This is a genomic window from Hydrogenophaga sp. (genome assembly GCF_051858985.1).
Taxonomy (GTDB): Bacteria; Pseudomonadota; Gammaproteobacteria; order Burkholderiales; family Burkholderiaceae_C; genus Hydrogenophaga.
The window spans coordinates 249,079-260,893 of sequence record NZ_JBHYGM010000004.1 but is presented as its reverse complement, the minus strand read 5'-3'; the positions used below and the strand labels follow the sequence as shown (position 1 = coordinate 260,893).

The window sequence follows — 11,815 nt, the reverse complement described above, 5'->3', positions numbered from 1 at the left end:
TTCATGCTGTCCACCGCGACCGAAGTCGACGCCGAGCACGGTGTGCTGGCGCGCCGGCTCGCGGGTCTGCAGCACCGCGTGGATGCGCAGATGCGGGCCAGCGCGGCGCAGCTGCAGATGCTGGAGGCTGAAGTCCTGCGGCTTCGGTCGCAGCTGGTGCTGGCGCGAACCGGCGTGCTCTGGGGACTCAACGCCGTGCCATGGACCCGGCCCTTGCTGCAGCGACGCTCAAGGCCAGCAATGGCCGTGGCTTCGTTGGCCGAGGCCAACGGCGTGATCTGCCAGACCGGTTGCGTGGGCCATGCGCATCCATGGCTTGAAGCGGATGGGCAGTGCCGCCGCACGGGCAGCCCCTGCAACCAGGTTCGCGGGCACGCTGAAGAACCGCGTTGAGCGTTTGCTCAGCCGCGCATGAGCGCTTCGATCTCGTCGGCCTTCACGGGCACATCGCGCGATATCAGTTCGCAGCCCGTGGCCGTGACGATGGCGTCGTCTTCGATGCGGATGCCGATGTTCCAGAACGCTTCGGGCACGCCCTCGCCCGGCCGCACGTAGATGCCAGGCTCGATGGTGAGCACCATGCCCGGCTTGAGCACCCGGCTGGGCCGGTCCTTGATGGTTTCGCCGCTCAGCGGGTCCTTGCGCTCGCTCACCGTGCCGACTTCGGCCGGCTCCACGTAGCTGCCGCAATCGTGCACGTCCATGCCCAGCCAGTGGCCGGTGCGGTGCATGTAGAACGGGAAATACGCGCGGTTGGCGATCACGTCCTGCGCGCTGCCCACCTTGTTCGCGTCCAGCAGACCCACATCGAGCATGCCCTGCGCAAGCACGCCCACGGTGGCCTCGTGCGGATCGACAAAACGCGCTCCCGCCTTCGTGGCGGCCACGGCCGCGTCCTGGCTGGCGAGCACGAGGTCGTACAGCGTGCGCTGCGGCCCGGTGAACTTGCCGTTGGCCGGGAACGTGCGCGTGATGTCGCTGGCATAGCCATCGAGCTCGCAGCCCGCGTCGATCAGCACCAGTTCGCCGCTACGGATGGGCGCGGTGTCGGCGCGGTAGTGCAGCACGCAGGCGTTGGCGCCGGCGGCCACGATGCTGCCGTAAGCGGGGTATTGCGAACCATGTTCGCGGAAGGTGTGCAGGAGCTCGGCGTCCAGGTGGTATTCGCGCACATCCTGGCCGGCGCGCAGCATGGCCCCGCTTCGCTGCATGGCGCGGATGTGGGCCTGGGCGCTGATCTGCGCGGCGCGGCGCATGGTGGCCTGCTCAAACGCGTCCTTCACCAGGCGCATCTCATCGAGCAGGCCGCACAGGTCGCGCTGCGACTCCGGGCACAGCGCGCCGTAGCGCACCCGCGCGCGCACTGGCTGCAGCCAGCCGTTGATGCGGCTCTCCAGACCTTCGTGCGTGGCGAAGGGGTACCACACGGTGTGGCGGTTCTCCAGCAGCCTGGGCAGGCGCTGGTCGAGCTCGGCCACCGAATGCGCCTCGCTCACGCCCAGGTGCTCGGGCGCCGCTGCCGGCCCCAGGCGGATGCCGTCCCAGATTTCCCGCTCCAGATCCTTGGGCTGGCAGAACAGCGTGGTGCTGCCTTCGGCGGTGATCACCAGCCAGGCGTTGGGCTCGGTGAAGCCGGTCAGGTAATAGAAATAGCTGTCGTGCCGGTAGAGGAAGTCGCTGTCCCGGTTGCGCTGGCGTTCGGGCGCGGTGGGCACGATGGCGATGCCGCCGGTGCCCAGTTGGGCGGCCACGCGGGCGCGGCGTTCGGCGTAGAGCTGGGTGTGGGTGGTGGCGTCCATGGGCAACATTGTGGAGCTTTTCCCCCGCGCGGGGGTCAGCCCAGTTCCTTCAGGCGTTCGGGGGTTCCCACGTCCACCCAGGGCCCGGTGTAGAGCTCGGCGCTGACACGGCCAGCGTCCATGGCCTGGCGCAGCAGGGGGGCCAGCGGCGCCGCCGTGCCCTGGGGGTTCCCGGGCAGGATCTCGCACCACGGCAGCTCGAACAGTTCACGCCGGTACAGGCCGATCGTGCTGTAGGTGAACCGGGTTTCGGCCTGATTGAGCGCCAGTCCGTCGGCACTCAGGCCGAAGTCGCCGCGCGGGTTGTGCGGTGGGTTGGGCACCAGCCAGAGGTGCGCGAGCCGCCCGCTGTCGGCAAACCGGGCCACGCTGGCCGACGTGAAGTCGAACCCGGGCACAAAGACGTCGCCGGCCAGCACCCAGAACACGTCGCCCAGCAAGGGCAGCGCCCGCGCGATGCCGCCGGCGGTTTCCAGCGCATAGCCGAAGTCCTGTCCCTCTCGCGAGACCGTCACCTCCGCGCCGGGGTGCCCGGCTTGCCAGCGGGCGCAAAAATCGTCGATCTGTTCACCCAGCCAAGCGGTGTTGACCACCACGCGGTGAAAGCCGCCCGCGCGCAGGGCTTCCATGGGCCACTGCAGCAGCGGCTTGTCCTGCACCCTGAGCAGGGGTTTGGGATGGGCGTCCGTGAGCGGGCGCATGCGCATGCCGCGTCCGGCGGCAAGGATCATGGCCGCGATCGGGGCGGCGGAGGACGGGTCGGCAGCGAGTCGGGGCATGGGGCTGTGGGGTGCGCTGGTGGAATTATGTGCGCGGTCGCACCCAGCGCCCGGCCCGGCCCGCGGTGCCTGGCGGGCAGGCCGATAAAATCACGGGTTTCGCGCTGCCACGCGATCCCACCCTATTCCACACCCCCCACCTCATGTCCGACGCCGCCAGCACCCCCCTCCGCTCCGCTTCCGCCGCCTCGGCCGTGACGCCCCAGACCCAGGCCAATGCCATCCGCGCCCTGGCCATGGACGCGGTTCAGCAAGCCAATTCGGGCCACCCCGGCGCGCCCATGGGCATGGCCGACATGGCGGTGGCGCTGTGGGGCCGGCACCTGCGCCACAACCCCACCAACCCGCAGTGGCCCAACCGCGACCGCTTCGTGCTCTCCAACGGCCACGGCTCCATGCTGATCTATGCGTTGCTGCACCTGAGCGGCTACGCGCTGCCCATCGATGAGCTGAAGAACTTTCGCCAGTTGCACAGCAAGACCGCCGGGCACCCCGAGGTGGGCATCACGCCCGGCGTGGAAACCACCACCGGCCCGCTGGGCCAGGGCGTCACCAACGCCGTGGGCATGGCGCTGGCCGAGAAGCTGCTGGCGGCCGAGTTCAACCGCCCCGGCCACACCGTGGTCGACCACCACACCTATGTCTTCCTGGGCGACGGCTGCCTGATGGAAGGCATCAGCCACGAGGCCTGCGCGCTGGCCGGCGCCTGGAAGCTCAACAAGCTCGTGGCGCTGTACGACGACAACGGCATTTCCATCGACGGCCAGGTCACGCCCTGGTTCATCGACAACACCGCGCTGCGTTTCGCGGCCTACGGCTGGAACGTGATCGGGCCGATCGACGGTCACGACACCGACGCGGTGGACCGCGCGATCGCCGATGCAAAGAACAAGGCCGATGCGCCCACGCTGATCCTGTGCAAGACCGCGATCGGCAAGGGCAGTCCCAACCGCGCCAACACCGCCAAGGCGCACGGCGAGCCGTTGGGCAGCGAAGAAATCCAGCTGACGCGCGAAGCGCTGGGCTGGATGCACAAGGCGTTCGAGGTGCCGCAGGAGGTGTATGCCGCGTGGGACGCCAAGGCCGCTGGCAAGGCCATGGAAGCCGATTGGAACGCCGGGTTTGCGGCGTACAAGGCGGCCTTCCCCGAACTCGCCCGAGAGTTCACCCGCCGCATGAAGGGCGAGCTGCCGAAGAACTTTGCCCAGGTGGCGGTGGACGCGGCGGTGGCCGCTCACGCCAAGGCCGAGACCGTGGCCAGCCGCAAGGCCAGCCAGCTTGCGCTGGAGAGCTTCACCGCCGCACTGCCCGAGCTGCTGGGCGGCTCGGCGGACCTCACCGGCTCGAACCTCACCAACACCAAAGCCACGCCCGCACTGCGCTTCAATCTCGCGGGCGAGGTGGTGAAGAACGAGCAGGGTCAGGGTGGCCGCCACATCAACTACGGCGTGCGCGAATTCGGCATGGCTGCGATCATGAACGGCGTGGCGCTGCATGGCGGCTTCATTCCGTATGGCGGCACATTCCTCACGTTCAGTGACTACAGCCGCAACGCCATCCGCATGGCTGCGCTGATGAAGCAGCGCGTGATCCATGTGTTCACGCACGACTCCATCGGCCTGGGTGAAGACGGCCCCACGCACCAGTCCGTCGAACACGCGGCCAGCCTGCGTCTCATCCCCAACCTGGACGTCTGGCGCCCGGCCGATACCGCCGAGACGGCGGTGGCCTGGGCGGTGGCCCTGCAGAACACCACACGCCCCACGGCGTTGCTGCTGAGCCGCCAGAACCTGCCCTACGCGCCCAAGAGCGACCTGGGTGACATCAGCAAGGGTGCTTACGTACTGGCCGAACCGGCCGAGGTGGGTCTGAAGAAAAAGGCCCAGGCCGTGATCGTTGCCACGGGTTCGGAAGTGCAACTGGCGCTCAAGGCGCAGGAACTGCTGGCGCGGGAACACACAATCGCTGTGCGCGTGGTTTCCATGCCCAGCACCACCACCTTCGACCGCCAGGACGCCGCCTACAAGGCCGCCGTGCTGCCCGCCGGCCTGCCGCGCATTGCGGTGGAGATGGGTTCCACCGACGGCTGGTGGAAGTACGGCGTGTCCGCCGTCGTCGGTCTGGATACGTATGGCGAATCGGCACCGGCACCGGTGTTGTTCAAGCACTTTGGCTTCACGCCGGAAAACGTGGCGGACACGGTGCGTGCCGTGCTCACGAAGCGCTGATCTCTAACGGATTTTTTTGTTAACTGAGGAGTATTCATGACGATCAAGATCGGCATCAACGGCTTTGGCCGAATCGGCCGCAACGTGCTGCGCAGTGCCCTGCAGAACTTCAGCGACATCGAAGTCGTCGCCATCAACGACCTGCTGGAGCCCGACTACCTGGCCTACATGCTGCAGTACGACAGCGTGCACGGTCGCTTCAAAGGCAGCGTCTCGGTCGAAGGCAACACCCTGATCGTCAATGGCAAGAAGATCCGCCTGACCCAGGAACGCGACCCCGCCAACCTGAAGTGGGCCGACGTCGGTGCCGAGGTGGTCATCGAATCCACCGGCCTGTTCCTCGACAAAGTCACGGCGCAGAAGCACCTGGATGCCGGCGCGAAGAAGGTCATCCTCTCCGCGCCTTCCAAGGACGACACTCCCATGTTCGTCTTCGGCGTGAACGACAAGACCTACAAGGGCGAGGCCATCATCTCCAACGCCTCGTGCACCACCAACTGCCTGGCGCCCATCGCCAAGGTGCTGAACGACAAGTGGGGCATCAAGCGCGGCCTGATGACCACCGTGCACGCCGCCACGGCCACGCAGAAGACGGTGGACGGCCCTTCCAACAAGGACTGGCGCGGCGGACGCGGCATTCTGGAGAACATCATCCCCAGCAGCACCGGCGCTGCCAAGGCTGTGGGCGTGGTGATTCCCGAGCTCAACAAGAAGCTCACCGGCATGAGCTTTCGCGTGCCGACCTCCGATGTGTCCGTGGTCGACCTGACGGTGGAACTGAACAAGGACGCCACGTACGAAGAGATCTGCGCCGAGATGAAGGCGCAGAGCGAAGGCGCCTTGAAAGGCGTGCTGGGCTACACCACCGACAAGGTGGTGGCCACCGATTTCCGCGGCGACACGCGCACCTCGATCTTCGACGCCGACGCCGGCATTGCGCTGGACAAGACCTTCATCAAGGTCGTGAGCTGGTACGACAACGAGTGGGGCTACTCCAACAAGTGCTTGGAGATGGTTCGCGTGGTCGCCAAGTAAGCGCACGCTGACGCAGATGAAAAAGGCGCCTGCGGGCGCCTTTTTGGTGTCTGGACTTGACACTAGACCGACCGGTCTATAGATTCGCCCCCATGACCGACACCCCCGCTTCCGGCACCCGCGAACGCCTGATCGCGGCCATGACCGATGCCCTGCGCCGCCGCGGCCTTCACGGCATCGGCCTGACCGAACTGCTGGCCCAGGCCGGCGCACCCAAGGGCGTTCTGTACCACCACTTTCCCGGCGGCAAGACCGAGCTGGCGGTGGCGGCGATCGACGACGTGGTCGCGCGCATGCTGGGCTGGCTCGATGGGCTGCTGCAGAAGCACACCGATCCGATCGAGGCGGCGCGCCAGTGGATGCAGGGCGCCACCCAGCGCCTGAGCGGCAGCGGATTTCATGCCGGCTGCCCACTCGCCACCGTGGCCCTGGAAAGCACGCCCGACGACCATGCCCTGCGCGAAGCGCTGGCGCGCGCCTTCGCGACCCTGCGTGAACGCATCGCGCTCGCCCTGGAGCAGGCAGGCGAAACGCGCGAATCCGCCCAAGGGGTGGCTTCGCTGATCGTGGCCGCTTACGAAGGGGGCCTGCTCCAGGCGCGCGTGGCGCACAGCACCGAGCCCATCCAGCAAGCCACCCAGACGCTGCTTGGCCTGCTCGCCGCGCGGCGCGACGCCAGGACCACCGCGCCATGAACGACCGCATCACCCCACGCACCGCCGTGCAAATCGAAAGGATCCCGCTGACCGCCGCCGATGGCTACGTTCTGGCGGCCGTTCGTTACCGCAGCCCCGAGCCGGCCCGCGCACACATCGTGGTCGGCGGCGCCACGGGCGTGCCGCAGGCCTTCTACAAGCGCTTCGCGGAGCACGCTGCCCGGCGCGGCTTCGATGTGCTCACGCTGGACTACCGGGGCATTGGCGATTCCGCACCGGCCTCGCTCAAAGGCTTTCGCATGGACTACCTCGACTGGGGCCGCCTCGACCTGGCCGCCGGTGTGCAGGCCATGCGCCAGGACGGCGTGCCGTTGTACCTGGTGGGTCACTCCTATGGCGGCCACGCGCTGGGCCTGCTGCCGCGCCATGACTGGGTCGATGGCGCCTGGACCTTCGCCACGGGTGCGGGCTGGCATGGCTGGATGCCCCCGCTCGAGCGCCTGCGGGTGCTCTTCATGTGGCGCGTGCTCGGGCCGGTGTGGACGCGCATGGCCGGCTACCTGCCCTGGAGCCGGCTCGGAATGGGCGAAGACCTGCCGCTGGACGTGTACCGCCAGTGGCGGCACTGGTGCCGTTTCCCACGCTACTTCTTCGACGACCCGCACATGCGCGCCACCACCGATCGCTTCGACGACGTGCGTTTCCCGATCGTCGCGGCCAATGCGCTGGACGATGCCTGGGCGCCGCCCGCGTCGCGCGATGCGTTCATGGCCGGCTACCGCAACGCCTCGGTTCGATCGGTCACCATCGATTCGCACCGCGCCGGAATCGGCCCCATCGGTCACATGGGCTACTTCCGGCCGAGGGCGTTGCCGCTCTGGAACGAGGCGCTGGACTGGTTCGATGCGCAGCGGCTGCGTGCGGTGCCGCACGTTCGTTGAAATAAGGCCGTTGCACCGGCCATGAAAGTGCGGCAAATGCGTGGTAACAGGCACATGCGGCTGTGGGGTGCCGTGTCAGAATTGCCGCAGACCTCCCCTACCCCACCGCATGCCGGCCGATCGGCTCATGCTGAAGACAACCGCAATGAGACGATTTTTCTCGACAGGCCTGTTGGGCTTCGTGGCGCTTCTGAGCGCCAGCGCCTGGTCGGCCACACCTGCTCCGGTTCAAGAGGCCACCCCGGCCGCCGGCCTGATCATCGGTTTCAAGGAAGAAGGCGAAGACCGCGCCAACTACCGCACTGAACGCGGGCCGTGGGCGTCCGATCGCGAGCGGGCGCGCAAGGCCTGGGACCGTTCCGCCCGCCGAGACCGGGAGCGCGTGGCGCGGCTGGCCAAGGAAGCCGGCGTGGATCTCGCGGGTGCGGGTGAAGCGGGCAACGCCCACCTGCTGCGATTCGATCGCCCGCTCAAGGGCCAGGCGCTGGAGCGGGCACTGCGCCGGCTTCGCCTGCATCCTGAAGTGGCGTGGGTGGAGCCCAACGTGCTGGTCAAGCGCCAGCAGCTCGCGCCCGGCGAGCCCGACGACCCTTTGTTCGGACTGCAGTGGCACCTGCAGCCGCCTGACAACATCACCAACTTTTCCGGCCTGAACCTGCCGGCCGCCTGGAGCATCCGCCATGGCAGCTCGGTCGTGGTGGCGGTGGTGGACAGCGGCGTGCGCTTCGACCACCCGGATCTGGCGGGACGCCTGCTGCCGGGCTACGACATGGTGAGCGAAATCGACATCGCCAACGACGGCGATGGCCGCGACGCTGACGCGAGCGACCCGGGCGACTGGGTGACGGCCGGCGAGGCGGGTCAGGGCGTGTTCCAGGGCTGCGATGCCTCGCCCAGTGCCTGGCATGGCACCTTCATCGCCGGCCAGATCGCCGCTGCTTCCAACAACGCCGCGGGCGTGGTGGGCCTGAACTGGACCGCCAGCGTGCTCCCCGTGCGGGTGTCGGGCAAATGCGGCGCTCTTCTCTCCGACCTGCTCGACGGGCTGCGCTGGGCCGCGGGTCTCTCCGTGGCGGGCGCACCGGCGAACCCGACGCCGGCGAGGGTGATCAACCTCAGCTTCGGCGGTGACGCCCCCTGTTCGCAGGCGTACCAAGACACCATCGATGAGGTCACTCGTGATGATTCAGGGCGCAAAGGCGCGCTCGTGGTGGTCGCGGCGGGCAACGGCCTGCCCCAGGGAAACTCCGCGCTCCTTCGCCCGGCCGATTGCCAGCGGGTGATGGCGGTGGGCGCCGCGCGCAAGGATGGCGCCAAGGCCGCGTACTCGAACTTTGGCGCCGGGGTGGCGCTGATGGCACCTGGGGGTTCCGCCGAATCCAGTCCGAACAACCTTCTGGTGTCCACCGACAACTGTGGCAAGACAAGCCCGGGTTCCCCCGCGGATGGAGATTGCCTCAATGTTCCCCCACCAGGCCACTCTTACGGCTACAAGCAAGGCACCAGCTTCTCGGCCCCGCAGGCCGCCGGCGTGGCCAGCCTCATGCTGGGCATCAACCCGGCGCTTTCGCCCGCGCAGCTCATCGACCGCATGAAGACCGGCGCCCGGTCGCACACCTTCGACCCCAGCCACAGCACCTGCAGCGCCACGCACACGGGGGTCTGCAACTGCACCACCGCCACCTGCGGCGCCGGTTTGCTGGATGCCGAGCGCTCCATGCAGCTGGCCGCCGGCCCGGCCGCCGTGATCGTGCCGCTGGCCCAGGTGGAGCCCGGCAGCGTTGTCGCGCTCGATGGCCGCCAGAGCGTGGCCATTTCGGGTTCCACCATTGTTTCCTACCAGTGGCAGCAGACCCAGGGCACGCCGGTGGCGCTGACCGCGGACTCCACGTCGCTGGCGGGCACCACGCTGGTGGCCGAAGGCACCTACACCTTCCGCCTCACCGTGGCCGATGACCTCGGTCGCACCGGCAGCGACACCGTGCAGGTCGTGGCCGCCCGGCCACCTCCACCGCCGGGTGGTGGCGGATCCAGCGGCCTGTTCTGGGGCCTGGCCCTCTGGGCGTGGGTGGTGGGCGTGGCCGTGAGCGGGCGGCGCCGGCGCAGCGCCTAACTGCAGCCGCGCAGCGTCTTGCCCGCCATCGCATCGCCCAGGCCGTCCACCGCCGCGCGCTGGCTGGCGGTGATGGCGGGCAGGCGCAGGGTGTAGCTCACCGCTTCTGCACGTTCCTGCGCCACCTTGGCGGTGCGCACGCCGTCGCGCTCGGCCTTCTGCAGGGCTTGCTGGGCCGCCGCCTCGCTGGCGTAGGTGCCCAGCGCGAGGCCAGGTGCCAGTCCATTGGCCGAGACCTCGCGGAAGCTCACGCCCATGCCGCGCAGCTCGGCCTTCTTGCGTTCGAGCTGGGCTTCGTTGTCGTAGCGTCCCATGTAGAGGATCCAGCGCCCCGCACTGCGCACCTCGTTGAACTGCCAGCGGCTCGGCGGCAAGCCCAGCAGGGCGAGTTCGGCGCGCAACAGTTCCGTCTGCGCTTCGGTGAAGCCGGGGGCCTGCCAGCAGGTGCGCGGGCCGGAGCCTTCGGCCAATGGGGGCGGCGCCGGCACGGGTGGCGCCACCGGAGCCGGGAGCGTGGCCACGGGCGCGGGCACAGCGGCCGCGGGTTCTGCAGGCACTTGCGCCGCCGGGCTGGAGGCGGGCGGCTCGGCCGGCGCACGCGGTCCGTTGAGCAGGCGCAGCTGCTCCGGCTTCACCTGCTCCTGCAGGCGCCGGGGCTCGCGTTGATCCTGGGGCGCCATGCCCAGCCCGTCCAGGTAGCCCTGGGTCCAGGCGAAGTAGCCGGCGTTGGCCAGTACCAGGATCCAGATCGTCCACTTCAGCATGGGCGCACGCTCACTTCCGAGCTGGTGACGTGGCGCATGCCGTGCTCGGTCAGCACCTGCAGCGCGCCGTCGTCGTCCACGCCACAGGCCGTGCCGCGCGTGCCGTCGGAGAGCTGAACGCCGCGCCCCTGCAGGGCGTCGCGCTGCGCAAACCGCTGCGCGAAAGCCGCGAACCCCTGGTTTTCAAAGGCCTGCAGGTCCCGGGCCAGCGCCGGCGCCACCTGGGCCAGCACTTCGCCGCATGTGGCGCCCACCAGGATTTCGGCCAGGCCGGCTGGCGCCATGGCGGGCAGGGCCGAAGGCGTGCCGCCCAGACCGGCCACCGCTTCGGCGTCCGGTCGTGCCACGTTCAGGCCGATGCCGACGACCACCATGCGCGCGCCTGGTGGCGCCTCGCCCTGGCTGGCCGTCTCGACCAGGATGCCGCCCAGCTTGCGCTCGTGCAGCCAGAGGTCGTTGGGCCACTTGAGCCGCACGTCCGCGTGCAGGCTGTTCGCCAGGCTCACCCCCACGGCGAGCGACAAGCCCGACCAGCTGGCCGGTGCCATCGGCAACGCGAGCGAAAAGGTGAGCGACTGGCCACGGCGGCTGTGCCAGCCCTTGCCCAGGCGCCCGCGCCCGGCGGTCTGCTCTTCAGCCACCAGCAACACCGGCTCCATAAGACCGTTGCGCGCGCGGCGCATGAGTTCGCTGTTGGTGGAATCGATGCTGGGCAGCACCTCCACGGTGAAGCCCGGCAGCGTGGGGACCACGCTCTGCCAGACGGCCTCCACGTGCTTGAGAAGCTCAGACATGGGCCGAAAGGAACCGCCGCCGGGCCGCCCCAGGGCGGATCAGCCCCCTCGGGGGGCGACGACCCGCGAAGCGGCGCAGCGTGGAGGCCATGCTTCAGCCCAGCTTGGAGGCACGCCCTGCGCGCTTGGGCGCCAGCAGCGTGCCGCGGCACTTCCTGGCGCCGCACCAGCAGGGGTACTCGGCCTTGAGCTTGGGCGTGTAAGGCTCGTCGATCACCAGGCCGTAGTCGTAGAACAGTTCCTCACCGGCCTGAATGTTGCGCAGCGCCTTGATGAACACGCGACCGTCTTCCACATCGGCCTCGCAGTTGGGGTCGCAACTGTGGTTGATCCAGCGCGCCGAATTGCCGCCCACCTTGGCGTCGATCACATGCTCTTCGTCGACATGGAAATAGAAGGTGTGGTTGGGGTCGCTGGGGTCGTGCGGATGGCGGCGCAGCGCTTCGTCCCAGGTGATGATCTCGCCCACGTATTCAATCAGCGTCTCGCCCTCGGCCAGGTCGACCACCGCATACACGCCCTTGCCGTGGACGCCGGAGCGGCGGGTCTGGATGCGGCGGCCGGCGGGGGCGGCGGCCCTGGCACGAGGTGAATGCTTGGGGCGCGGCTGCGTCTGGCGGGGGCTTTTCGTCACGGCCGAAATATTTGGTAAGGTTGTTTCATGCAGGTGCGCGCGGGTGTGCGCGTGCCCATGTGCGCGTGTACA

Annotated in this window: 11 protein-coding genes; 6 read left to right on the top strand and 5 right to left on the bottom strand. The window is 68.7% G+C overall.

The genetic code is table 11. The features are described from left to right. Positions 1–3: 3 nt before the first annotated feature. Positions 4–393: a hypothetical protein gene (locus ACTIEY_RS18225; protein WP_439520565.1), complete on the top strand. Its 390-nt coding sequence runs from the start codon at positions 4–6 to the stop codon at positions 391–393. Between the two features lie 8 nt (positions 394–401). Here the strand turns inward: ACTIEY_RS18225 and ACTIEY_RS18220 are convergent, their stop codons facing one another. Beyond that, positions 402–1,799, bottom strand: a complete 1,398-nt coding sequence (locus tag ACTIEY_RS18220) for an aminopeptidase P N-terminal domain-containing protein (RefSeq protein WP_439520564.1) — start codon at positions 1,797–1,799, stop codon at positions 402–404. 35 nt (positions 1,800–1,834) lie between these two features. Continuing rightward, positions 1,835–2,578 (bottom strand): nucleotidyltransferase family protein, encoded by a 744-nt coding sequence (locus ACTIEY_RS18215; RefSeq protein ID WP_439520563.1) that lies wholly within the window; start codon positions 2,576–2,578, stop codon positions 1,835–1,837. 143 nt (positions 2,579–2,721) lie between these two features. Between ACTIEY_RS18215 and tkt the strand changes: the two genes are divergently transcribed. From tkt to ACTIEY_RS18190, 5 genes are all read left to right on the top strand, one after another. After that, a complete protein-coding gene (gene tkt, locus ACTIEY_RS18210; protein ID WP_439520562.1) occupies positions 2,722–4,806 on the top strand; it encodes a transketolase in 2,085 nt (694 codons plus the stop codon). Between the two features lie 36 nt (positions 4,807–4,842). Next, a complete protein-coding gene (gene gap, locus ACTIEY_RS18205) occupies positions 4,843–5,841 on the top strand; it encodes a type I glyceraldehyde-3-phosphate dehydrogenase (protein WP_439520561.1) in 999 nt (332 codons plus the stop codon). Positions 5,842–5,933: 92 nt separating this feature from the next. Beyond that, on the top strand, positions 5,934–6,536 hold the full coding sequence (locus ACTIEY_RS18200) for a TetR/AcrR family transcriptional regulator (protein WP_439520560.1): 603 nt from the start codon (positions 5,934–5,936) through the stop codon (positions 6,534–6,536). Next, positions 6,533–7,438 carry an alpha/beta hydrolase family protein gene (locus tag ACTIEY_RS18195; protein ID WP_439520559.1) on the top strand — a complete coding sequence of 302 codons (906 nt, stop codon included), beginning with the start codon at positions 6,533–6,535 and terminating at the stop codon, positions 7,436–7,438. The genes ACTIEY_RS18200 and ACTIEY_RS18195 overlap by 4 nt, the downstream gene beginning before the upstream one ends. Before the next feature lie 145 nt (positions 7,439–7,583). Further along, complete coding sequence (locus tag ACTIEY_RS18190) at positions 7,584–9,551, top strand: S8 family serine peptidase (RefSeq protein ID WP_439520558.1); 1,968 nt, start codon at positions 7,584–7,586, stop codon at positions 9,549–9,551. On the opposite strand, the gene ACTIEY_RS18185 is transcribed toward ACTIEY_RS18190, so the two are convergent. The 3 genes from ACTIEY_RS18185 to ACTIEY_RS18175 form a co-directional block, all read right to left on the bottom strand. Then, a complete protein-coding gene (locus ACTIEY_RS18185) occupies positions 9,548–10,315 on the bottom strand; it encodes an SPOR domain-containing protein (protein WP_439520557.1) in 768 nt (255 codons plus the stop codon). The genes ACTIEY_RS18190 and ACTIEY_RS18185 overlap by 4 nt on opposite strands. Then, a complete protein-coding gene (locus ACTIEY_RS18180) occupies positions 10,309–11,109 on the bottom strand; it encodes a biotin--[acetyl-CoA-carboxylase] ligase (protein ID WP_439520556.1) in 801 nt (266 codons plus the stop codon). Before ACTIEY_RS18180 ends, ACTIEY_RS18185 begins: the two co-directional genes overlap by 7 nt. Positions 11,110–11,203: 94 nt before the next feature. Further along, the gene (locus tag ACTIEY_RS18175; RefSeq protein WP_439520555.1) at positions 11,204–11,743 is read right to left on the bottom strand and encodes an SET domain-containing protein; all 540 of its coding nucleotides are present in this window, start codon (positions 11,741–11,743) and stop codon (positions 11,204–11,206) included. Positions 11,744–11,815: the final 72 nt, after the last annotated feature.